20 protein-coding genes and 1 tRNA gene are annotated in these 23,311 nt (G+C 61.3%); 10 read left to right on the forward strand and 11 right to left on the reverse strand.

The window, feature by feature from the left end; translation table 11 throughout:
• The first annotated feature begins 61 nt into the window (after nucleotides 1-61).
• From V3W27_RS21380 to V3W27_RS21410, 7 genes are all read left to right on the forward strand, one after another.
• Nucleotides 62-4,765, forward strand: a complete 4,704-nt coding sequence (locus V3W27_RS21380; protein WP_330207465.1) for an RHS repeat-associated core domain-containing protein — start codon at nucleotides 62-64, stop codon at nucleotides 4,763-4,765.
• On the forward strand, nucleotides 4,765-5,004 hold the full coding sequence (locus tag V3W27_RS21385; RefSeq protein WP_238547102.1) for a hypothetical protein: 240 nt from the start codon (nucleotides 4,765-4,767) through the stop codon (nucleotides 5,002-5,004). Before V3W27_RS21380 ends, V3W27_RS21385 begins: the two co-directional genes overlap by 1 nt.
• A gap of 49 nt (nucleotides 5,005-5,053) precedes the next feature.
• Nucleotides 5,054-5,449 (forward strand): hypothetical protein, encoded by a 396-nt coding sequence (locus V3W27_RS21390; RefSeq protein WP_330207466.1) that lies wholly within the window; start codon nucleotides 5,054-5,056, stop codon nucleotides 5,447-5,449.
• A gap of 24 nt (nucleotides 5,450-5,473) precedes the next feature.
• The gene (locus V3W27_RS21395; RefSeq protein WP_330207467.1) at nucleotides 5,474-5,857 is read left to right on the forward strand and encodes a DUF1801 domain-containing protein; all 384 of its coding nucleotides are present in this window, start codon (nucleotides 5,474-5,476) and stop codon (nucleotides 5,855-5,857) included.
• Between the two features lie 137 nt (nucleotides 5,858-5,994).
• Nucleotides 5,995-6,069: transfer RNA gene (locus tag V3W27_RS21400), tRNA-Gln, on the forward strand.
• Nucleotides 6,070-6,241: 172 nt separating this feature from the next.
• Nucleotides 6,242-6,622, forward strand: coding sequence for a RidA family protein (locus tag V3W27_RS21405; protein ID WP_003224376.1), 381 nt, complete (start codon nucleotides 6,242-6,244; stop codon nucleotides 6,620-6,622).
• Between the two features lie 217 nt (nucleotides 6,623-6,839).
• On the forward strand, nucleotides 6,840-8,828 hold the full coding sequence (locus tag V3W27_RS21410) for a peptidase U32 family protein (RefSeq protein WP_330207468.1): 1,989 nt from the start codon (nucleotides 6,840-6,842) through the stop codon (nucleotides 8,826-8,828).
• A gap of 27 nt (nucleotides 8,829-8,855) precedes the next feature.
• On the opposite strand, the gene V3W27_RS21415 is transcribed toward V3W27_RS21410, so the two are convergent.
• From V3W27_RS21415 to V3W27_RS21440, 6 genes are all read right to left on the reverse strand, one after another.
• Nucleotides 8,856-9,818 (reverse strand): Dyp-type peroxidase, encoded by a 963-nt coding sequence (locus tag V3W27_RS21415; RefSeq protein WP_330207469.1) that lies wholly within the window; start codon nucleotides 9,816-9,818, stop codon nucleotides 8,856-8,858.
• A 68-nt stretch (nucleotides 9,819-9,886) separates the two neighbouring features.
• Nucleotides 9,887-11,152 (reverse strand): NAD(P)/FAD-dependent oxidoreductase, encoded by a 1,266-nt coding sequence (locus V3W27_RS21420; RefSeq protein WP_330207470.1) that lies wholly within the window; start codon nucleotides 11,150-11,152, stop codon nucleotides 9,887-9,889.
• Between the two features lie 2 nt (nucleotides 11,153-11,154).
• Nucleotides 11,155-12,732 (reverse strand): aldehyde dehydrogenase (NADP(+)), encoded by a 1,578-nt coding sequence (locus tag V3W27_RS21425; protein WP_330207471.1) that lies wholly within the window; start codon nucleotides 12,730-12,732, stop codon nucleotides 11,155-11,157.
• Nucleotides 12,733-12,790: 58 nt separating this feature from the next.
• Entirely contained in the window at nucleotides 12,791-13,738 is a 948-nt protein-coding gene (locus V3W27_RS21430; RefSeq protein WP_027613817.1) for a dihydrodipicolinate synthase family protein, read from the reverse strand.
• 50 nt (nucleotides 13,739-13,788) lie between these two features.
• Nucleotides 13,789-14,715 (reverse strand): 4-hydroxyproline epimerase, encoded by a 927-nt coding sequence (locus V3W27_RS21435; RefSeq protein WP_330207472.1) that lies wholly within the window; start codon nucleotides 14,713-14,715, stop codon nucleotides 13,789-13,791.
• A gap of 21 nt (nucleotides 14,716-14,736) precedes the next feature.
• Entirely contained in the window at nucleotides 14,737-16,365 is a 1,629-nt protein-coding gene (locus V3W27_RS21440) for an APC family permease (RefSeq protein WP_330207473.1), read from the reverse strand.
• 200 nt (nucleotides 16,366-16,565) lie between these two features.
• Here V3W27_RS21440 and V3W27_RS21445 point away from each other — a divergent pair, with 200 nt between their 5' ends.
• Complete coding sequence (locus V3W27_RS21445; protein ID WP_330207474.1) at nucleotides 16,566-17,339, forward strand: AraC family transcriptional regulator; 774 nt, start codon at nucleotides 16,566-16,568, stop codon at nucleotides 17,337-17,339.
• Nucleotides 17,340-17,349: 10 nt separating this feature from the next.
• Here the strand turns inward: V3W27_RS21445 and phnE are convergent, their stop codons facing one another.
• The 5 genes from phnE to V3W27_RS21470 all read right to left on the reverse strand — a co-directional run bounded on the left by phnE (nucleotide 17,350) and on the right by V3W27_RS21470 (nucleotide 21,148).
• Entirely contained in the window at nucleotides 17,350-18,117 is a 768-nt protein-coding gene (phnE, locus tag V3W27_RS21450) for a phosphonate ABC transporter, permease protein PhnE (protein WP_007969262.1), read from the reverse strand.
• Nucleotides 18,114-18,941, reverse strand: coding sequence for a PhnE/PtxC family ABC transporter permease (locus V3W27_RS21455; protein WP_330207475.1), 828 nt, complete (start codon nucleotides 18,939-18,941; stop codon nucleotides 18,114-18,116). The genes phnE and V3W27_RS21455 overlap by 4 nt, the downstream gene beginning before the upstream one ends.
• Entirely contained in the window at nucleotides 18,935-19,732 is a 798-nt protein-coding gene (locus tag V3W27_RS21460) for a phosphonate ABC transporter ATP-binding protein (protein ID WP_330207476.1), read from the reverse strand. The genes V3W27_RS21455 and V3W27_RS21460 overlap by 7 nt, the downstream gene beginning before the upstream one ends.
• Nucleotides 19,729-20,592 (reverse strand): putative selenate ABC transporter substrate-binding protein, encoded by an 864-nt coding sequence (locus tag V3W27_RS21465; protein WP_330207477.1) that lies wholly within the window; start codon nucleotides 20,590-20,592, stop codon nucleotides 19,729-19,731. The genes V3W27_RS21460 and V3W27_RS21465 overlap by 4 nt, the downstream gene beginning before the upstream one ends.
• A gap of 157 nt (nucleotides 20,593-20,749) precedes the next feature.
• Nucleotides 20,750-21,148: a RidA family protein gene (locus V3W27_RS21470; RefSeq protein ID WP_027613824.1), complete on the reverse strand. Its 399-nt coding sequence runs from the start codon at nucleotides 21,146-21,148 to the stop codon at nucleotides 20,750-20,752.
• Between the two features lie 122 nt (nucleotides 21,149-21,270).
• Here V3W27_RS21470 and V3W27_RS21475 point away from each other — a divergent pair, with 122 nt between their 5' ends.
• Together V3W27_RS21475 and V3W27_RS21480 are read left to right on the forward strand one after the other, a co-directional pair.
• A complete protein-coding gene (locus V3W27_RS21475) occupies nucleotides 21,271-22,197 on the forward strand; it encodes a LysR substrate-binding domain-containing protein (RefSeq protein ID WP_330207478.1) in 927 nt (308 codons plus the stop codon).
• A 66-nt stretch (nucleotides 22,198-22,263) separates the two neighbouring features.
• The gene (locus tag V3W27_RS21480) at nucleotides 22,264-23,286 is read left to right on the forward strand and encodes a GlxA family transcriptional regulator (protein ID WP_330207479.1); all 1,023 of its coding nucleotides are present in this window, start codon (nucleotides 22,264-22,266) and stop codon (nucleotides 23,284-23,286) included.
• Nucleotides 23,287-23,311 lie beyond the last annotated feature (25 nt).

Below are 23,311 nucleotides of genomic sequence, written 5' to 3' on the forward strand. Positions count from 1 at the left end.
AGGCCCAGGCCATCAATCATTTCTTTAAAGTCTTGAACTATCTTACGGATGAGATGCAGTCATGACGACTGAAACGCCTGTCGCGAAAGTACGTGAACCTCAAGTGGCGATCGTTCCGCTCAACACCATTGACATCAAGGATGTCGGACGCGGTGCAGCCAGATTCGATGCCTGGCTGCAATCGATCAGTGGTGGAGTAGTCACGCTTGAGCGCGTCAAGAACGTTGCCGGAGCGTTGCCGGTGGTGGGCAACATCATGGCCTTGGTGGATGCGCTCGGAGACATTGTTGTCCTTGCCAAAAGCAAGCAACGCCAGATTCTGGACTGGGTCAGCCTGGGTATCAATCTGATCGGTGTTTTACCGGCCCCACCCACAATGGCCTCGGCGCGTATGACCTTGCGTCCGACTTTGTCATTGGTGCGTCAAGAACTTCGTAACAGCGCCAAGATGCTGCTGGGCGATTCGCTGATCGAAGTCCTGATCGGACATTTGAATGCCACCATTGTCGGTACGATCGATGACTTTGTAGAGCAGGCCAAGCCGAAGCTGGCTGAAATACTCGACAACGGCGGCAAGCTTGGCCAGAACGCGGTCAACGAAATCGCCAAGGGACTGGAAACGGTCGTCAACGGCAAGCTCGATGCAAAAGGCGACATGAAGTCGGCGAGTGCCAAGATGAGTGCGGCCGGAGGTCAGTTGTTGCATGACCCCAAGGCAGCCATCAGTAATATTTTCGGCGCAGCCTTCAGCGCCTACAAGGCTGCCGGTAAAGGTGTTGCCAACAGTGCGGCTAAGAACCTGTTGCCGGACAGTGCCAAGGCTTTGGTGCTGAGCAATACCGGCATGCTTCGTACTATGGGTGTGGAGTTGCGCACTCAAATGAACAAGCTGGGTGATCCGGCTGTTCAGCATTCAATCGGTTGGCTGCTGCAGATGCTGGCAGGTTCTGTCTTGACCTGGCGCAAGCGTCGAGCACATGGTCAAGGGGCCAGCGTCAAGCCGGATACTACTTCAAAGACTCAGCACAGGGCTGGAGAGGGGCGGCTTGAAGCCAGCAGCCAACAAGCGCCAGCGACGCATAACTGCAAAACATGTAAAAACGGCGTCATGCCGGGCACGGCGCATAGCATCAGTTTTGCCCTGGGCTCTGAATCGCTGAGCCATACGGATTTCAACCTGCCTGGTGCATTCCCTCTCGAGTGGACACGCACCTACTGTTCGCGTCTGGATGCGTATGACGCCAGCGAGATGGGCGCCCGCTGGATTACGTCGTTAACTACCCGTTTTGACTGTGTTGGCGGGAGTCTGGTGTTCCATGACGCTGATGGTCGCAGCCACGACTATGTGCTGCCCGAGACAGGGCAGACTCACTACGATGCCATTGAAAACATGACGCTGGTACGGGTGACCGATGACCAGCTTCTGTTGTGCAGAGGGTTTGAACGCAAGGAAACCTATCTGCGTCGTGGACAACGTTTCGTGCTGGTCGGCGTGGTTTTGCGCAACGGTGCGGGAATCATGCTGCACTACGAGCATCGCCACGAAGGAATGCCGGTGCTGTCCGACCTGATTACCTATCAGGGTGATATGGCCGACGTCAGATATCACCTCGGCACCCTGCTTGATGAGCACGGTCGCGTAAAGGGGCTTTGGCTGATCAGCGACGGTGTTCCTCAGCGTCAACTGTGTGCCTATCACTACGACAGTGTCGGTGATTTGATTCAGGCTCAGGACGAGAACGGGGCGGCGTGGAGCTATGAGTACCAGCATCATCTGATCCGTCGTTACACCGATCGGACCGGACGGGGCATGAATCTGGAATGGCAGGGCACAGGCGCTGATGCGCGGGCCGTTCGCGAGTGGGCGGACGACGGCAGTTTCGACACGCGCCTTGAGTGGGACGAGAATATTCGCCTGACCTATGTCACCGATGCGTACGGTAACGAAACCTGGCACTACTACGACATTCTTGGTTATACGTACCGCATTCGCCATCCGGATGAACGTTCCGAATGGTTGTTCCGTGACGAAGCGAAAAACCTGATTCGCCACGTACATGCTGACGGCACAACTGATCGCTTCATCTACGACGCGCGTGGCAACGTCGTCGAACATTTGCGTGCCGACGACAGCGTGCTGCATTTTGCCTACGACGATCTGGATCAACTGATCAAGACCAGCGATGCAGAAGGGGGGCAGTGGCAGCGTGCTTATGACGATCATGGCAACCTTGTGGAAGCAGTCGATCCCCTTGGTAACGTAACGGAGTTTGCCTACAGCGTGGCAGGGTTGCCGACAGCGATCAAAGACGCCGCCGGCAATGAGAAGAAGCTCGACTACAACGATGCTGGTCAACTGATCGAGTATGTCGACTGCTCAGGAAAGACCAGGGCCTGGGAGTACAACGAACTCGGACAGATGATCTGTTCTACCGACGCGGCCGGCCAGAGTACCGAGTACGGGTATCGACTGGGCCAGCTGGCCTGGATCAGGCACCCGGACAAGACCGAGGAGTATTTTGAACGAGACGCTGAAGCCCGGTTGCTCGCGCACACGGATCGTCTTGGCCGCTGCACTACCTGGAAATATACAGCTGCCGGTCTTGTAGCCGAGCGCATCGATGCTGATGAGCATACATTGGTCTACCGCTGGGATCGTCTCGGGCGCTTGCAGGCGCTGGACAACGAAAACGAAAGCCGGGCGCATTTCCTCTACGACCCGATAGGTCGCCTGCTGGAAGAAAAGAGCTTTGATGGTCGTATCACCCGCTATCGGTATGATTCTGATACGGGTCATTTGAGTCATATCGTCAACGGCGAGCGTGTGATTTGCGTGAGCTTTGATGCCATGGGACGCCTGATTGAGCGACGCGCCAGTCAAGGTGAGAAATCGCAAAGCGAGCGCTTCATTTATGACGGCAACGGTAACCTGATTGAAGCCGCCAACGCAGACAGTCGTTTACAGTGGTTTCACGACCTGGCCGGCAATGTGCTGCGCGAGCATCAGCATTACCTTGGGCTGGACCAGCCCCCGGTAGTTGGCGTGTGGCAGCACAAGTACGATGTGCTCAACAATCGGGTCGCGACAGTTCGTCCGGACGGGCACCGTGTCAGCTGGCTCACCTATGGCAGCGGTCATTTGTTGGCGCTACGCCTGGACGAGCACGAGCTGATTGGCCTGGAGCGCGACGACCTTCATCGTGAGATTGTCCGGCATCAGGGCAACCACCTGCAGCAGACGCAACAGTGGGATTCTGCCGGGCGTTTGCAGGAGCAGGTGCTGGGGCGCAGTGAGGACGGTGCGACGCTTGTCAAACGGACATATCAATACGATGCCGCTGGTCAACTGACTGCGATCAACGATACCCGAAGAGGCGCGATTTCATACCGTTACGATCCTCTCGGTCGACTGTTGGAAGCAGCGACACGACAGGTGGTTGAAACATTCACCTTTGACCCGGCCAGTAATCTGCTTGATGAAAAGGCGAGTGAAATTCGACGACCACTGGACCGGTCTCCGCGCCAGGAGAGGCAGGTAGACAACCTGCTACACGAGTACGAAGGTAATCAGTTCACATACGATGAGCGCGGCAACCTGGTCGAGCGTCTGCAAAACAATCAGCGGAGCTTCCTGCAATGGGATCTGTTTGACCGTTTGGTGCGATTTGAAGATCAACGCTTGTCGGTTGAATTCGCCTATGACGCTCTTGGACGTCGTCTTCACAAAAACTCTGTCGCCCATTCCAAGGGGCGTCCCGAGGCGGGGTCGCACTGGAACCGGAACGAGCATGCACGCATACAGCGAGAGTACGGCTGTGGCTTCACGCTCTACGGCTGGGACGGTAACCGACTTGCCTGGGAAAGCAGTGCCGCGCAACTGGATGGCGGTGCCGGACGCACGGTGCACTACATTTTCGAGCCCGGTAGTTTCATTCCTGTAGCACAGGCCATACGACATGCCCCGATTACACTGACGAATCAGCCTGAGTATCAGGGAGAGTACAGCCTGGATGACGATCCGTTGTGGAATCGCAAGGTCACGGTTCAGCCAATTGACGTTTTGCTCTGGTATCAGTGCGATCACCTGGGTACGCCTCAGGAACTGACCGACTCTGAGGGGCAGTTGGTCTGGACGGCTCAGTACAAGGCATGGGGGGCGATATCGGAGCAGCGATCGCAATCGGCCCGACAAAGTGATGTGAGAAATCCTATAAGATTTCCGGGGCAGTACCATGATCATGAGACCGGGCTGCATTACAACCGGCATCGTTACTATGACCCGGCGGTGGGGCGATTCGTCAGCCAGGATCCGATCGGTTATGCGGGCGGTCTGAATTTCTACACCTATGGCCCGAACCCTACAGGGTGGGTGGATCCGATGGGCCTGACGGGGGTCGATGTCTATCGGGCCATGAAAACCGACGAAAAAGGAAAGCCCATTGCTGACTCGACCGCGCGTGGCCTAGGGGTACGTCCTGTCGATATTCCAGTTGATAAAGATGGGAACGTTCATCCCAATACCGGTGGGATGTCCGTAGCGCCGGATACTCCGCAAAACCTGCCGGATCATCGGCGCCCCTCCACGTTACCCGGCGGAACCGGCAAAGACAGCGCCTGCAAATTGAATACCGCTTCACTTCCGGAAAGTCTTCGTTACGTGCAAGACAAAAAAACTCACGGAACCATTCAGCCTAGTAAGGCCATGCCACTTTCTGATTACCAGAAGGCACTAGGGTCGACGGCTGAGCATTGGGAGAAACAATGATGAAAACGCTTGATAAACCGTTGGACGATGAACTGTCCGGCGCATTGAGGAGGGGGGATGATCTTCTTTCGATACGGGAAATCCTGCTGAAGTATCGAGATAAGGGTTTTTCGGCTATATCGGTTAATGAACTGTTGGGGTCAATGCGCGGTGATGCCGATGAAGAGTTGGAGGATCGGATTCTGGAGGTGATGGATATCGTTACCGGGTTTTGTGCGCCAGCTCTGGAAGTCTGGTAAGCGGCGGGTTTGGAATTGAGAGGTTTCACTGGAAATCTGGGAAATGAGCATGAAAAACACTGCTGTGATCCTTGCACTGACCGCCACTTTCGGCCTCTGCGCCCTGGCCCGCGCAGAAGCGCCAGATCCCGCTACCCTGAAAAGCATGTATGACAGCGGTCGCAACATGTCGGGCCTGATCAAGCATTGCGTCGACAAGGGCTACCTGAAAGCGGACAGCACGGAAAACGCCAACAAGATGGTGGCGTTCGTTGCGAATATGCCGGGCGCGTTCGACAAGGCCGATGGCGACAAGAACGAAGGTCTCGGTCGCAAGGGCGAAGTGTTGGCCGACGGTCAATACAAGAGCCTGCAAGGCAACCTGCCGCCGGATCTGAGCCTCAAGCAATGGTGCGAGCAAGCGGATCAAGGGATGGGTGAGGGGCTCAAGCAAATCGGCTTGTAAACCACATCGAAGAGAACACTTGCCATGAAATCCGAAATACCACCCACCGACGCCTCGGCACTCATCGACGCTCGAATCGCTGAACTGGACGATTGGCGTGGCGTCATTCTCAGCGAGATTCGCAAGGTCATTCATCAGGCCGATCACGAGGTGGTGGAGGAGTGGAAGTGGCGCGGTGTTCCGGTGTGGTCACGGGGCGGGATCATTTGTACCGGGGAGACCTACAAGGCGGCAGTCAAAATGACCTTCGCCAAGGGCGCAGCGTTGGCCGATCCGGCGCGGTTGTTCAACGCCAGCCTTGAGGGCAACACCCGCCGGGCGATTGATTTTCATGAGGGCGACACGGTCGATGAGCAGGCCTTGAAAGCGCTGATTCGCGAGGCGATTGCGCTGAATCTGTCGAAGTGAATCGTGGCGCTTGCCTTGGCTCAGAAATAACTGGCTGTTTTAAAACAAATTTTTTTGCATTCAGGGCTTCCCAGATCAAAAAAAGCTTGGTAAATTGCGGCCCATTCTCGCAGAGCTTGTTACAGAGCTTGAGATACAGGGGCGTCGCCAAGCGGTAAGGCAGCAGGTTTTGATCCTGCCATGCGTTGGTTCGAATCCAGCCGCCCCTGCCATATTCAGAAAAAACGCCAGTCCGAAAGGGCTGGCGTTTTTTTATGCGCGCGATTTGTGGCTGGGGCTGACAGTTGCCTGAGCCAAACCGGGGGACTGTTGTAAACTCCCCGGCGAAAAGTCCCGGTGCGTTGCTGGCCGGCGACCCTCATTCTCTCCAGACAAGAGACTTTCATGGCTAATCAAGACCTCAGCTTTACCCCTGATCCGGATGCAGATTCGATTTCCTCCGACGTTGTCGGTTTCAACGGCATTCTGGTTTCGACCCAGATCCCGACCCGCGCCGACGGCAGCCTGGAGCTGGGCGACATCACCCTGCAAAGCGAATGCACCCTGCAGGCGCTGAAAGTGGCGCTGGAGCGGGCCGGCAGTTCGATGGATCGGGTCATGCACCTGACCATCTACCTCACCGACATGGCTGACCGTGCGGCATTCAACGAAGTCTACAAGCGCTTCTTCGCCAAGCCATGGCCGGTGCGCGCCGCGGTGGGCGTGGCGTCGCTGGCGGTGGAAGGCATGCGCGTGGAAGTCACCGCGATGGCCGCCAAGGCCTGACCGCCCCCTGTAGGAGTGAGCCTGCTCGCGATAGCGGTAAATCAGCCACCATCAACGTTGACTGTGCCACCATCATCGCGAGCAGGCTCACTCCTACAGGAGACTCTCGTGTCGGATTGGAGCGAGGTCATCTGCCACTTGGCAGCACAGGCGTGCCGCTCGGGCGTTTCGCGGCTACAATGCGCGCCTTAACCGTGACAGCCTGACTAAAAAAACTATGTCCTTGCCCAAGCATCATCTGGAATTGCTCAGCCCCGCCCGTGACGTGGCGATTGCCCGCGAGGCGATCCTGCACGGCGCCGATGCCGTGTACATCGGTGGCCCGAGCTTCGGCGCGCGCCACAACGCCTGCAACGAGGTGAGCGAAATCGCCGAGCTGGTGGAGTTTGCCCGCCGTTATCACGCGCGCATTTTCACCACCATCAACACCATCCTGCACGACAACGAACTGGAGCCGGCGCGCAAGCTGATCCACCAGTTGTACGACGCCGGTGTCGACGCGCTGATCGTCCAGGATCTGGGCGTGATGGAACTGGACATTCCGCCGATCGAGCTGCATGCCAGTACCCAGACTGACATCCGCACGCTGGAGCGGGCGAAATTCCTCGATCAGGCCGGTTTCTCGCAACTGGTACTGGCCCGCGAGCTGAACCTGAAAGAAATTCGTGCCATCGCCGACGAAACCGATGCCGCCATCGAGTTCTTCATCCACGGCGCGCTGTGCGTGGCGTTCTCCGGGCAGTGCAACATCTCCCATGCGCAGACCGGGCGCAGCGCCAACCGTGGCGACTGCTCGCAGGCCTGCCGTTTGCCGTACACCCTCAAAGACGAAAAGGGTGGGGTGATCGCCTACGAAAAACACCTGCTGTCGATGAAGGACAACAACCAGAGCGCCAACATTCGCGCGCTGGTCGAAGCCGGTGTGCGCTCGTTCAAGATCGAAGGCCGTTACAAGGACATGGGCTATGTGAAGAACATCACTGCCTATTACCGCCAGCGCCTCGACGACGTGCTCGAAGATCGCCCGGACCTGGCCCGTGCTTCCAGCGGCCGTACCGCGCACTTCTTCCTGCCGGACCCGGAAAAGACTTTCCACCGTGGCAGCACCGACTATTTCGTCACCGATCGCAAGATCGACATCGGCGCCTTCGACTCGCCGACCTTCACCGGTCTGCCGGTGGGCACCGTCGAGAAAGTCGGCAAGCGTGACATGCAGGTGGTGACGCAGGAACCGCTGTCCAACGGCGATGGCCTCAACGTGCTGGTCAAGCGTGAAGTCGTCGGTTTCCGCGCCAACATCGCCGAGCCAAAGGGCGAGTTCGAAGAAGACGGCGAGAAGCGCTATCGCTACCGCGTCGAGCCGAACGAAATGCCCGAAGGCCTGTACAAGCTGCGGCCGAATCATGCGCTGAACCGCAACCTCGACCACAACTGGCAACAGGCGCTGCAGAAGACCTCTGCCGAGCGTCGTATCGCATTGAGCTGGGTCGCACGTCTGCGTGAAGAACAGCTGGAAGTGACCGCTACCAGCGAAGAGGGCATCAGCGCCAGCGTGACTCTGAACGGCCCATTCGGTGTGGCCAACAAGCCGGAGCAGGCGCTGGAACAATTGCAGGATCTGCTCGGCCAGCTCGGTACCACCCAGTACCACGCCACCGACATCAAGCTCGACGCGCCGCAGGCGTTCTTCATTCCCAACTCGCAGCTCAAGGCCTTGCGCCGTGAAGTCATCGAAGCCCTGACCGCCGCCCGTGTCGCGGCGCACCCGCGTGGCAGCCGCAAGGCCGAAACCACGCCGCCGCCGGTGTACCCGGAGTCGCACCTGTCGTTCCTGGCCAACGTCTACAACCAGAAGGCACGCGACTTCTATCACCGTCACGGCGTGAAGCTGATCGATGCGGCCTACGAGGCGCACGAAGAGGCCGGTGAAGTGCCGGTGATGATCACCAAACACTGCCTGCGTTTCTCGTTCAACCTGTGCCCGAAACAGGCCAAAGGCGTGACCGGTGTGCGCACCAAGGTCGCACCGATGCAGCTGATTCACGGCGACGAAGTGCTGACCCTGAAGTTCGACTGCAAGCCGTGCGAGATGCACATCATCGGCAAGATGAAAGGCCACATCCTCAACATGCCGCAACCGGGCAGCGTGGTCGGCCACATCAGCCCGGAAGACCTGCTGAAAACCATCCCGCGCGCGCCACACTGAGTGACGGGCGGGCGTGGCGCTACGGTGTCACGCCTGCTCGGGCTCTCGCTCCGCCAGCTCTTCGAGCAGGTCGGCTGACGGCACAAAGAACAACCCCCCGGTGACTGCGGTGCTGAAGTCCAACAAACGGTCGTAGTTGCCGACGGGTTTGCCGACAAACATGTTCTCCAGCATCTGCTCGATCGGTTCCGGCGAACGCGCGTAACCGATGAAATAGGTGCCGAACTCGCCAGCCCCCGGGCGGCCGAACGGCATGTTGTCGCGCAGGATCTTCTGCTCCTGACCGTCCTTGGTGATGGTGGTCAGGGCGCTGTGGGAGTTGCTCGGCTTGACCTCCTCACCGAGTTCGATGTCGGCCAGCTTGGTGCGGCCGATCACCTTTTCCTGAGCTTCGACGCTCAGTGCATTCCACGCCTCCATCTTGTGCAGGTACTTCTGCACCAGCACATAACTGCCGGATTCGAACGCCGGGTCTTCGTTGCCGATCAGGGTGAAGTGGTCTGCCTTGCGGCCCACCGGGTTCTCGGTGCCATCGACGAAACCGATGATGCTGCGCATGTCGAAGTAGCGGAAACCCTGCACCTCATCCACCACGGTGATCGCGCCATTGAGCGCGCTGCACAACTGGGTCGCCAGTTCGAAACACAGATCCATCTGGTCGGCACGGATGTGCAGCAGAATGTCGCCGGGAGTGGCCACGGCGCGACGGCCCTCGACGCCGAACTCGCGGAACGGATGCAGCGACGCCGGGCGCGGGCTGCCGAACAGGGCGTCCCAGGCGTTGGCGCTGAACCCGCAGACACATGACAAGTTACCGCTGGGCACGCGTTTGCCGACCGAACGGGTGAGGGCGGCGATATCGCCGCACCAGCCGCGCACCTGACTGGCGGCGTCACTGCCGGGCAGCAGCGTGGCGACGATGAAGATCGCGCTGCTGGTGATCGGGTTGCAGATCGCTTGTGGCTCGGGGGTATCCATTGATGAGGTCATAGTCGGTTCCATATGCGCGGGGCCAAGGTCGGCGCTCAGTATGAAACCAAAAACGTTTCATCGATATCTCAGAAACGCCCCAGTCGATAGGCATCCATCGTCGGCAAGCCGGAATTGGCCGAGGGTGGCGCCAGTTGCGCAATCATCTGCGCAGTCACCGCCGCCTGCGTCAGCCCCAGATGCTGATGACCGAACGCGAGCAGTACCTTGCCGTCGCAGACCTTGTCGATGATCGGCAGCGAGTCCGGCAGCGACGGACGAAAGCCCATCCACGGCATTGCGTCTTCAGCGTTCAAATCACGGCGGAACAAACCTTTGCTCAAGCGATGCAATTGCCAGGCGCGCTCCATAAACGGCGGGCGCTGCAGGCCGGCGAACTCCACCGTACCGGCCAGGCGCAGGCCGCCGGTCATTGGCGTCATGATGAACTTGCGCTCCAGCGAGGTAACGGCGAACGGCAGTCGCTCGGGCTCGTGGGGCAGCATCAGGTGATAGCCGCGCTCGGTGTCCAGCGGCACGCGTTTACCGGTCAGCGCAGTGGTGAGCTTCGCCGAATGCGCGCCACAGGCGATCAGCACCTGCCGCGCGGTGAAACGCCCCTGATCGGTGATCAGCGACACGCCATGCGCCTGCAACTGGCCGCCCTGAACTTCCTGCTGGAGGAACTGCACGCCGGCCGTTCTGGCGGCGCTCACCAGTTCACACACCACCTGATACGGGTCGAGAAAATGCCCGGTGCGCGGGTAGAACAATCCGCCTTGAATCTGTTCACTGAGCTGCGGCGCGCGCTCCCTTACGGCGTTGGCCGACCACAAATCCACCGGCACCTGCTGCTGACGCATGCGCGCCTGCAAGGCGTCGATGGCTGGCCGCGACTCGGCGCGCTCGAATACCAGCAGCGAGCCGTCCTCCTTGAGCAGGTCGGGGCGGGCGATGCTCTGCAGCAGGCGCTTCCAGGCGTCGAGGCTGCTTTCGTTGAGCGCGCGCAAACCGGCTACGGTGCGCTGAAACGGCGCCGGGCGCAGGTTCAGCAGCAATCGGCTGAACCACGGCACGGCGTGCGGCAGGTACTTCCAGTCCAGGCGCAGCGGCCCCATCGGGTCCATCAGCATCGCCGGCAGACGCTTGAGGATCGACGCATCGGCAATCGGAAACACCTGCTCGGTGGCCAGATGCCCGGCGTTGCCGAACGAGGCGCCATGACCGGGCGGCTGCTTGTCGATGACCACCACCCGTTTACCCTGACGTGCCAGTTGCAGAGCGCAGGCGACGCCGATGATGCCGGCGCCGATCACCGCGATGTCGGCGTTGTCCGTTGTGAGGTTGTCGGGCATGTTCAGGCTTCCCTCTGGCCGTCGAGCAAGCGTCGTAGCAGCAGCGGATTTGCCTGTTTCAGCGGCGGCGGCAGCAGGCTGTCGGGGAAATCCTGATAACACACCGGACGCAGGAAGCGCAGGATCGCCGCCGTGCCCACCGAGGTGCTGCGCGAATCCGAGGTGGCCGGGAACGGCCCGCCATGCACCATCGCGTCACACACTTCGACCCCGGTCGGCCAGCCGTTGACCAGCAGACGTCCGGCCTTGCGCTCCAGTGTCGGCAACAAGGCCCGGGCTTGATCCAGATCGGCGTCATCCAGGTGCAGGGTGGCGGTCAACTGGCCTTCGAGGTGTTCGCAGACCTGACGGATTTCATCGTCGTTGGCGCATCGCACGATCAGCGATGCCGAGCCGAATATTTCACCTTGCAGACGCACATCAGCGATGAAGTCTTGCGCCGGAGTGACGAACAATTGCGCCTGACATTGGTTCGGCCCTTCAGCCGCCCGGCCGCTGGCCACGCGTTGCGCCTGCGGATGTTCGGCCAACGCGGCGACTGCGCTTGAATAGGCGCGGAAGATCCCCGGCGTGAGCATGGTCTGCGCGGGGCTGCGCTGGATCAGCTCGGCGGCCGCCGCGATAAAAGCGTCCAGTGCCGTCCCTTGGCGAGCGATGACCAGCCCGGGATTGGTGCAGAACTGCCCGGCGCCCTGAGTCAGCGAGGCGACAAAATCCTGCGCCAACGCCTCACCGCGTGCGGCAAGCGCTGCGGGAAACAGCAACACCGGATTGATCGAACTCATTTCCGCATACACCGGAATCGGTTCCGGCCGCGCTTGCGCCGCTCGGTTCAGGGCGAGGCCGCCACTGCGCGAGCCGGTGAAGCCCACAGCCTTGATGCGCCAATCACTGACCAACGCAATGCCGACCTCGTTGCCGGAGCCGAACAGCAGCGAAAACACGCCTTCAGGCAAACCGCATTTTTTCACCGCGCGAGCCAGCGCCTGGCCGACCAGTTCACTGGTGCCGGGATGCGCGCTGTGCGCCTTGACGATCACCGGGCAACCGGCGGCCAGCGCCGAAGCGGTGTCGCCGCCCGCCACGGAGAACGCCAGCGGAAAGTTGCTGGCGCCGAACACGGCCACTGGCCCCAGCGCGATCTGCCGCTGGCGCAAATCAGAACGTGGCAGCGGCTGGCGCTGTGGTTGTGATTGATCGACGCGAACGTCCAGCCACTCGCCAGCACGCACGGTGCGGGCAAAGGTGCGCAGTTGCCCGCAGGTGCGTCCGCGTTCGCCCTGGATACGGGCGCGTGGCAGGCCGGTTTCGGCCACGGCACGGTCGATCAGCGCATCGCCAAGGGCTTCGATCTCATTGGCGATGGTTTCGAGAAATTCGGCGCGAGCCTCCAGGGAGGTCTCGCGATAACGATCAAACGCTTGCCACGCCAGTGCGCAGGCCTGTTCGACATGCTCGCTGCTGCCCCCGGCGTAGGCCGGTTGCAGCACCGCGTCGGTGGCGGGATTGATCGCGCGGATCGCTTCACGGCTGCCGGCGATGGCTCGGCCGCCGATCAACATGTGCCCTGTCAGAGTCATGACGCTTCCTTGATAAAAGAGGTGAAGCCCCGGCATCACACCGGGGCAGGGACTGTGATCAGGCGAGGTTCTGTTCGGCGGACCAGTTTTTGTACCACTGGCGGAACAGCGCGTACTGGGTCTCGGCGTAACGCCGCTGGGCATCGCTCAAGGCGTCGGTTTCGTTGAAGTGCAGGGCGTACTCGCGGTCGCCGTTGAGCACCATCAGATGCTTGTAATACAGCACCAGGTCGCAGCCTTCGTCGAACGACGACAGCACCGCCAGCGCCGCTTCCAGTTCGCGCGCCAGACGCCTGGCCTTGGCGTCGCCCTTGGCCGCTTGCTTGCTCAGCGCCACCAGTTGCAGCACTTCGCGCGGCAGGGCGTTGCCGATACCGGTGATCGCGCCGGTGGCGTTGCAGTTGACGAAACCGTGCACCACTTGGGTATCGACACCGACCATCAGGGTCACGGCATCGTCCTGCGAGGTGATGTTTTCGGCGGCGTAGCGCAAGTCGGCGCCACCGCCGAACTCCTTGAAGCCGATCAGGTTCGGGTGTTCACGGCGCAGTTCGAAGAACAGGTCGGCGCGGGTGGCGAAGCCGTAGTAGGGACTGTTGTAGATCACCGCCGGCAGGTTCGGCGCGGCGTTGAGGATCGCGGCGAAGTGGGCTTTTTGCGCGGTGGCCGAAGCACCACGGGACAAGACGCGCGGAATCACCATCAGGCCATGGGCGCCGACTTTCGCCGCATGTGCAGCGTGGGACACCGCTTCACGGCTGTTGACCGCGCCAGTGCCGACGATGGTCGGTACCCCGGCGGCCACCAGACGCGCCACGCCTTCCTGACGCTCGGCCTCGGTCAGCAGCGGCCAGTCGCCCATCGAGCCGCAGTAAACCACCGCGCTCATGCCGATATCGATCAGCTCGCGACCCTTGGCCACCAAGGCGTCGAAGTCAGGTTTGCGCGCGGCGGTGCACGGGGTCATCAGCGCGGGAATGCAGCCAGTGAAGATGTTATCGCTCATTGTTGTAGCTCCTCGGGACATTCATTCGGATCGGTAGAAAAGCGGGGCACTCAGATGCCCCACGCGAAAGGGTCCTGCTCGTCGATCAGCAGGGTGGCGTCGGCGGTCATGTAGGCGCGGCCGGTAATGAAAGGGCGCACGCGTTCGCCATGCCATTCGAAGCGGCCTTCGAACTGGCTGCCGGTGATGCTCGCTTGCGTCCAGACCTGGCCTTCGGCGAGTTTGCCGTCAGCGGCGAGGCAGGCGAGTTTGGCGCTGGTGCCGGTGCCGCAGGGCGAGCGGTCGTAGGCTTTGCCCGGGCACATGACGAAGTTGCGGCTGTCGGCGTGGGCGTCGTCGGCAAACAGTTCGACGTGGTCGATCAGCGCGCCGTCCTCGCCGTGGATGCCTTGGGCTTCGAGAGCCTTGAGCATCGCCCAGGTGTACTCGGTAAGGGCTTCGACGTTGCTCATCTGCAGGTCCTGGCCGTGTTCGGAAACCAGGAAAAACCAATTGCCGCCCCAGGCAATATCGCCGAACACGCGGCCGTGGCCGGGCACGTCCACCGGCACCTGTTTGCGATAGCGGTACGCCGGGACGTTGCCCAGGGTCACCGCGCCGTCCTCGTGCAGGGTGGCGCTGACCGGGCCGACCGGGGTGTCGATCTGGTGCACGCCCGGTTCGATGAGGCCCAGGTAATGCAGCGAGTTGACCAGGCCGATGGTGCCGTGGCCGCACATGCCGAGGTAGCCGGCGTTGTTGAAGAAGATCACCCCGCAGGTGGCATCCGGCGACACCGGCGCGCAGTACAGCGCACCGACCAGCACGTCGTTGCCACGCGGTTCCAGCAGGCAGGCGCGGCGCCATTGATCATGGCCCTCGCGCAGGGCATCGCGCTTCTCGGCCATGCTGTTGCCGGGCAGCTCGGGGAAGCCTTTCATCACCAGACGCGTGGGTTCGCCGCCGGTATGGGAATCGATGATGTGCAGTCGTTTCATGGTTCGTCCCTTGAGTGAAGGTCAGGCGTGAGCAGGGCGCTGGCCCGTTGCCGAATGGGTGGAGGATTCAGCGGCTTCGCTTTCGTCGTCCTCGGTTTCCAGACGAATCAGGCGTGCCGGTACACCGGTGGCGGCGCCCCAGTAGTAGATGCCCAGCGCGCAGACCGCGACGATCACCGTGTCGAACGGATGGCTGAGCACGCCGATGCCGCCGAAACTGCCGAGCTTGGAGAGGACGATGGTCACGGCGTAGAAGCCGATCAGCCATGCCGAAGAATGCACTTGCTGGCCGAGGTTGAGGTGCGCGGTCGGCACCATGCGCCCGCACAGCAGGTAGATGACAAACATCAGGATTTGCAGGCCGAGCAACCACGACACGGTGCCCCAGCCCGACCAGTAGACAATCAGCGCGGCGATGATGAACGACAGCGGCCCAAGCACGCTCATGCCCTTGACCCGGAACGGACGCGGCATGTCCGGCGCATTGCGACGCAGTGCGGCAACCGTCACCGGAGCCACCGCATAGCTCAATACCAGCGCGGCAGAGACAACGTTGATCAGCGCTTCCCACGACGGGAACGGCAGGGTCCAGAACACCGACAGGCCAAAGGTCAGCCACAGCGCCGGGCGCGGGATGCCGGATTTTTCGTCGATGCGGGTGAAAATCTTGAAGAAGGTCCCGGTCTGCGCCCAGCCGTAGATCACCCGTGGCGTGGCGTTCATGTAGATGTTGCCGCAGCCGCTGGGCGAGATCACCGCATCGGCCACCACCAGATACGCGAGCCAGCCGACACCCAGTGCCAGGGCGATGTCGCGGTACGGCAGGGCCAGTTCCTTGGCGACGCCGGCCCAGCCATTGGCGAGCATTTCGGTCGGGATGCCGCCGAGGAACGCGGTTTGCAGCAGCACGTAGATAGCGGTGGACAGCAGCACCGACAGTATCAGCGCGATCGGGATCGTGCGTTGCGGGTTCTTCACTTCACTGGCCACGGAAATGATCGGCGTCAGGCCCAGATAAGCAAAGATCACCCCACCCGCCGAGACCGCCATTTCAATGCCGGACAGACCGAACGGCGCAAAGCCGTGCACTTCGAAATTGGCCGGTTTGAAGAAGGTGAACAGCACGCCAATCACCAGCAGCGGCACGATGAACTTGAACACGCTGACCAGATTGTTGGCCATGGCGAAGGTCTTCACGCTGCGGTAATTGAGCAGGAAAAACAGGCACAACAACCCGAACTGCACGAACCACCCGAGCACGGTCGGGTCGCTGGAACCGGCCTTGGTCAATTCGGGAAACCACGCCGCCGCATATTGCCGCGAGGCGACTACTTCGATCGCCACCAGGCTGGAAAACGCGATCAGCGTGATGAAGCCCATCAGGTAGCCAAGCAGCGGGCCGTGGGAGTAAACCGGGTAACGCACCACACCGCCGGCACGGGGCAACGCAGCGCCCAATTCGCAGTAGACGATGCCCAGCAGCAACACGGCGAAACCACCGAGCAGCCAGGAAAAGATCCCCGCCGGGCCGGCGATGGCCGACACGTGACTGGCGGCGAACAACCAGCCCGAACCGAAGATCGCCCCCAGTCCGATGAACGTAAGGTCTATCAGTGAAAGTTGTTTCTTGAACTTGCCTTGGCCTGTCATAGCGTCGCCTTCTTGTTGGTTGTTGGAGGGGCGTGCAGTGGCGCTACAGTGAACTGATCAGGCGATGGGCGATTGATGTTTTTTGCCGGTGACGATGACGAAATCAGCACAGTGGCCAACGGCAAAGGCCCGGCTCGACAGGCTGTCAGCCATGGGGCAATCTGCGTGCAAGTGATAAAACCGAGTGGGGAGTGAGAGGTATGCCGCAGAACGCGTTTGCGATCCTGAGCCAGCACAACGAAGCGAGCCGACCGCAATGCCTCGACGATCTGCTCGCCGGTATGGCGCTGCTGTTGCCGATGCTCGACGTGATTCCCAACGCGGCGATCTTCATCAAGGATCTGCAGGCGCGCTACGTCATGGCCAACCAGACGCTGGTGCAGCGCTGCGGTTTGAAAGACCTGCGACCGTTACTGGGCAAGACCAGCGCCGAGGTGTTTCCCGCGCAATTGGGCCCGGGCTACACCGAGCAGGATCGGCGCGTGCTGGAAGAGGGGTTTGTGCTGGAGGATCAGCTGGAACTGCATCTGTACGGCAGCCGCGAACCGGGCTGGTGCCTGACCCACAAGCGTCCGCTGTACGACCGCGATAACCGGATCATCGGCCTGGCGGGAATTTCCGTCGACTTGCAGACCGCCAGCGAAACCCATCCGGCGTATCAGCGTCTGGCGGCAGTGGACGAGTACATTCGGGCGAACTTCAATCAGCGCGTCAGCCTGAGCGAACTGACGCGCATCGCCGGGATTTCCGTGGCGCAACTGGAGCGTTACTGCAAGCGCGTGTTCCACCTGACGCCACGGCAGATGATCCAGAAAGTCCGTCTTGAGCACGCGCATCGGCTGTTGCACGGCGACTTGCCGATCACCGAAGTGGCGCTGCAGTGCGGCTATACCGACCACAGCGCGTTCACCCGGCAGTTCAAGGCTTCGACCGGATTTACCCCGCGCCAGTATCGCTTGGCGACAGCGCCCTGAGGTTTGCCCGTCAGGCCTTGACCCAACGCTGCCGGCTCCACGCACTCAGCGAATCCACGCCCAGCACCAGAATCAGCATCGCCAGAATCACCGTGCTTGCCTGCGCTTCCTGAAACAGGCTGAGGCTGACATACAACATCTGCCCCAAACCACCGGCACCGACAAAACCGAGCACGCTGGCCATGCGAATGTTGTTTTCCCAGCGATACAGGCAATACGCGAGCAATTGCGGGGCAAGGTTGGGCAGGGTGCCATAGCAGAAGGCGAGCACCGGGTTGCCGCCCTGCAAACGGATCGCTTCGGCCGGTTCCGGCGGGGTGTTTTCCAGCGCTTCGGCGAACAACCGGCCGAGCACGCCGGTGGTGTGCAGGGCCAGCGCCAGGGTGCCGGCGTTCGGGCCGAGGCCGGCGGCGAGCACCATCAGTGCCGCCCACACCAGTTCCGGAATCGCCCGCAGACCGTTGAGCAGCAGGCGCGAAGCGCTTTGCAGCGGCCAGCCGAAACGTCCGGCGGCGGGCAGCGCGAGGAGGATGCCGAACACCGCCGCGAGCAGGGTGCCGAGGGCCGACATGGCGAGGGTTTCCAGCGCGCCCTTGAGGATCGCCTGCAAATGCGTGGCGCTCAGGTCCGGGCTGAGAAAGCGCTGCGCGTAGGCACCCATCTGCTTGAGGCTGGTGGCGCTGCCGAGTTCACCGAGATCGAGTTCGAGGTAACCGAACGAGGCGATAACCGCGACGCCAATGCCGACGATCAGCAACAGATTGATCAGGCGATTCATGTCAGCCTCCAGCGCAGCAGGCGGCTGAGTTGGTCGGCGCCGAGCACCAGAATCAGGAACGTCAGCAACATGCTCGCCACTTCACCGCCGGCGAACATGCGCAGCGACAGGTCGATCTGCTGGCCGAGGCCACCGGCGCCGACAAACCCCATCACCACCGACGCACGAATCGCGCACTCCCAGCGATACACCGTGTACGACAGCAGCTCGGCCGCGACATTCGGCAGAATCCCGTAGGCAAACGCCGCGAGTCGTCCGCTGCCGGCCTGCATCAAGGCATGCGCCGGGCGTTGGTCGGTGGATTCGAAAATTTCCGCGTAAACCTTGCCGAGCATGCCGCTGTAGGTGATCGCGATCGCCAGCACACCGGCCGCCGGGCCGAGACCCACAGCGCGCACAAACAGCAGCGCCCAGACGATCTCTGGCACGCTGCGCAAGAAGATCAGCAGCCCGCGCACCGGCCAGCGCAGCAAGCTTCCGACCCGACTGGGAATGCCGCTGCGGGACGCGGCGGACAACGACAGTGCGCGACTGGCAATCAGGCTCGCCGGTACCGCCAGCAGCAGTGCGAGGGCCATGCCGGCGGTGGCGATGGCCAGGGTTTGCAGGGTCGCCTTGAGCAGCAACTGGAGAAAATCGTGGTCATGCGCCGGTGGCCAGAATCCGGAGATGAAGCGGCCCATTTCGGTCTGGCTGTCGCTGTGCAGCAGCACGCCAAGGTCCAGTTCGCTGAGCTGGATGCCCGGCCACAGCAAGGCAAGTGCCAGCAGGGTCAGCAGTAATCGCGGCGCGGCGGCCGGGTCGCGTGAATCGGCCCTCAGCATCGCGGGATCTGCACAATCAGCGGCGCATTGGGCGTCGTCGGGCTTTGCAATTGCTCGTTGGCGTACAGCGTGTCGAGCATCTCGCGGCTGACCTGTTCGGCCGGGCTGTCAAACAGGATCTGGCCGTCGCGCAAACCGATGATGCGCGGAAAGTGCGCCAGCGCCAGTTCCACTGCATGCAGGCTCGCCACCAGCGTGACGTTGTGTGTCCGGGCGTGCTGCGAGAGGATCGACAGGGTGTGCCCGGCGAGCACCGGGTCCATCGCCGACACCGGTTCGTCCGCCAGCAGAACCTCCGGCGCCTGATACAGCACCCGGGCAATACCCACGCGCTGCAATTGGCCGCCGGACAATTGCTGGCAGTGAGCGAAGAGTTTGTCGCCCAGATCCAGGCGGGCGAGGGCCGCACGGGCGCCGGGAATATCCGTCGGGTGCAGCAGATTGAGCAGGCTCTTGCCTAAACTCCACTGTCCGAGTTTACCGGCCAGCACCGCCGTCACCACCCGTTGGCGCGGCGGCAGCGGTGGGGCTTGATGCACCAGGCCGATGCGCGCACGCAGGCGTTGCCGTTGACGAGTGGAGAGGTGCCAGGGACGTTCGCCCAGCACCTCGATTTCACCGCTGCTGGGGCGCAACGCGGTGGCCAGCAGATTCAACAGACTCGACTTGCCGGCCCCTGAAGGGCCGATGATCGCCACCTGTTCGCCCACGCCAATCTGCAAGTCGACGCCACGCAGCGCATCGACCCCGTTGGCGTGGTGCAGGCTGGCGTGTTTGAGGCTCAGGGTCATTTCAACAGATCGGCAGCGCGAGCAGCTTCTTCGATACCCTTGTAGTTTTCGGGCTTGGTGTCGATGAAGCGGCTGGCAGCCTGCAGATCAAGAATCTTCTTTTGCTCGGGGTTGGCCGGGTCGAGGTCGAGGAAAGCTTTCTTGATCTTCGCCGCCAGCGCCGGGTCGAGGGTGCCGCGCACGGTCCAGTTGTAATCGAAGTAGGCCGGAGTGGTGGCGAACACGTGGACCTTGTTGGTGTCGACCTTGCCCGCGTCCACCAGTTTCTGCCAGACGCTGGCGTTCAGCACTCCGGCATCGACCTTGCCGGCCTGAACCCAAGCCACGGTGGCATCGTGCGCGCCGGAATAGGCAACGCGGCTGAAATAGGCTTCAGGCTTGATGTTGTCGTTCTTCAGCATGAAGTAACGCGGCATCAGGCTGCCGGAGGTGGACGATACCGAACCAAAGGCAAAGGTCTTGCCTTTGAGGTCGGCCAGGCTCTTCACGTTTGGGTCGGCAGTGATGAACTTGCTGGTGAACTGCGCATCCTGCTCGCGCTGCACCAGCGGGATCACCGGGGTGGTGGCGTCGGTCTTCAGGCGTGCCTGAACGAAAGTGAAACCGCCCAGCCAGGCCATATCGAGGCGATCGGTCGCCAGCGCTTCAACCACTGCCGGGTAGTCGGCCACCGGAACGAACTGCACTTTCATGCCCAGTTGCTGCTCCAGATAGGCCCCCAGTGGTTCGAATTTGCGCAGCAATTCGGTCGGGGCTTCATCGGGAATTGCACTGACCCGCAACACATCGGCGGCATTCGCCACCAAAGCAGAAAAAGACAGGGCCAGACCAGCAGTCAGTGCCAGGGTTCGTTTGAGCATGGAAATCTCCGTTTCATGAGCGTCGCATTCTAAGCGCCGCGACGCGAGGTGTCGCGATCGGGCGCTCAATCAGGTTAGACGAAACGGCGAGGTTATACGCAGCCGCGCTGTCAAAGGCCAGCAGTGGTGTCCGACGATGTTTTACCCCGGATTACGATCATGGGGTTTCCGGGAGTTTGGCAATCACCTTGATCTCGAACTGAAACCCGGCCAGCCAGGTCACGCCGACCGCAGTAATCGTCGGATACGGTGCGCTGCCCCAGAACTCCGGCACCACTTCCCAGATGGTTTCGAAGGTCGATTGTGGATCGATCATGAACACCGTGACGTCCACCGCGTCGGCGAAGCTGCAACCGGCGGCATCGAGGATCGCATTGAGGTTATTGAACGCCAGGCGCACCTGGTTCTGCAGATCCGGCTCGGGCGAACCATCTTCACGGCTGCCGACTTGCCCCGAGACGAACAGAAAACCGTTGGAACGAATCGCTGGCGAATAACGATGGCGCTCGTAAAGCGCATGGCGGGCTGGCGGAAAAACGACGTCGCGCTGGGTCATGGGTGTCTCCATCATTGTTTGGTGGTTGTTGATGGAGTGACTGTAGGGGCTTGCGCAGTGGCGATAAACGCGCAAGCTTGGCGTTCACTGTTTGCAGATTCCAAACAATCCGAGGGCGCAAAGTGGACCGTTTCGATGCAATGCAGGCGTTCGCCCGGGTGGTCGAGGCGGGCAGTTTCACCAAGGCTGCCGAGACCTTGCACATGAGCAAGACCACCGTGACCCAAATGGTGCAGCAACTGGAGGCACGGCTGCGGGTCAAGTTGCTCAACCGCACCACACGCAAGGTCAACGTCACTGCCGATGGCGCAATCTATTATGAGCGAGTGATCAAGCTGTTGGCCGATATGGACGACGCCGAAACCAGTCTGTCCGGCGCGTCGGCATTGCCCAGAGGACGTTTGCGCGTAGATGTGCCGAGCCCGCTGGCGAGGCTGATTCTGGTGCCGGCATTGCCTGAGTTTCATGCGCGTTATCCGGACATTCAGATCGATATGGGTGTCAGCGACCGCATCGTCGACATCATCGATGAGAACGTCGATTGCGTGGTGCGCGGCGGCGAATTGCTTGATCAGTCACTGATGGCGCGGCGGGTCGCCGATCTTCAGCTCGGGGTTTTCGCCGCGCCGGATTATCTGGCCCGTGCCGGCACGCCGCAGCATCCACGCGAGCTGGAGGACTCGCATCATCGGGTGGTCGGTTTTCTCTGGGCCCGCACCGGCAAACCCGTGCCTTACGCCTTGCACAATGGCAGCGAACACCTGCAGATCAAGGGCCGCCACGTGCTCGCCGTCGATGACGGCAACGCTTACCTTGCGGCAGGTCTGGCCGGCATGGGTGTGCTGTGGTTGCCCAGGTACATGTCGCACGCGCATCAGGCTCGGGGCGAGTTGGTGCCGCTGTTCGAGGAATGGCAACTCGAGCCGATGCCGCTCTACGTGGCGTACCCGCCGAACCGGCATGTGAGCCTGAAACTGCGGGTGTTCATTGACTGGATCGTGGAGCTGATGGCGCAACATGCGCCGCTCGTTGCTCGCCGGGTTGAGTGATCGATCGCAAGCATGATTGACTCTTTGGCCCATCGAGCCAACTATCGGCGCATAACAACATGACCGATGGGCCAGACCTTGATCGAACGACGTCAATTCAGCGGAGGCATGAAGGGTAAAAACCTCCGCTATCTGAATGAGCAATCCACCGAGACCCGCATCACCCGCACCGGTTTCCTGTTGCTGGAGCACTTTTCACTGCCGGCCTTCACCCAGGCGCTGGACACCATCATCACCGCCAACCTGTTGCGCGCCGGACTGTTCAGCTCGCGCACGTTCGGGCTGGGTGAGGGTGAGGTGATCAGCGATCTGGGGCTGGTGATTCGTCCGGATGCGCGGATTGACGTCGCCAGCCTTGCGGATCTGGACTTGCTGGTGGTGTGCGGCGGCTACCGCACTGAGCTGAAGGCCAGCGAGGAGTTGATCAGCCTGCTGCGCGCGGCGGCGGAGCGCGGGGTCAGTCTGGCCGGTTTGTGGAACGGTGCGTGGTTTCTCGGCCGCGCCGGATTGCTCGATGGTTATCGTTGCGCGATCCACCCGGAACACCGTCCCGCACTCACGGAAATTGCCAAAGCCACTCAGGTCAGCAGCGAACCTTATGTGATCGATCGCGACCGGCTCACCGCGTCGAGTCCGTCCGGGGCTTTCCATATGGCGCTGGACTGGATCAAGAGCCTGCACGGCAAGGCGCTGGTCGAGGGCATCGAGGACATTCTGGCGTTCGAGGAGTCGCGGTATCGGCGGATCAAACCGGATGAAAACCTCTGCGTCAGCGCACCGTTGCGCGAGGTGGTCAAACTGATGGATGCCAACCTCGAAGAGCCGCTGGAGCTGGAGCAACTGGCGGTGTACGCCGGGCGCTCGCGGCGACAGCTGGAGCGTTTGTTCAAGGAGCAACTGGGCACCACGCCGCAGCGCTATTACCTGGAATTGCGCATCACCGAAGCCCGGCGCCTGTTGCAGCACACCGAGCTGTCGCAGATGGAAGTGCTGGTGGCCTGCGGTTTCGTTTCGCCGAGCCATTTCAGCAAGTGCTACAGCGCATTTTTCGGTTATCGCCCGTCCAGGGAAAAACGCCTGGTCAAATAGACCGAGGCGTTTTCTGCCTTCGACC

The organism is Pseudomonas sp. AM14(2022), assembly GCF_036346455.1.
In the GTDB taxonomy this organism is placed as follows: domain Bacteria; phylum Pseudomonadota; class Gammaproteobacteria; order Pseudomonadales; family Pseudomonadaceae; genus Aquipseudomonas; species Aquipseudomonas putida_A.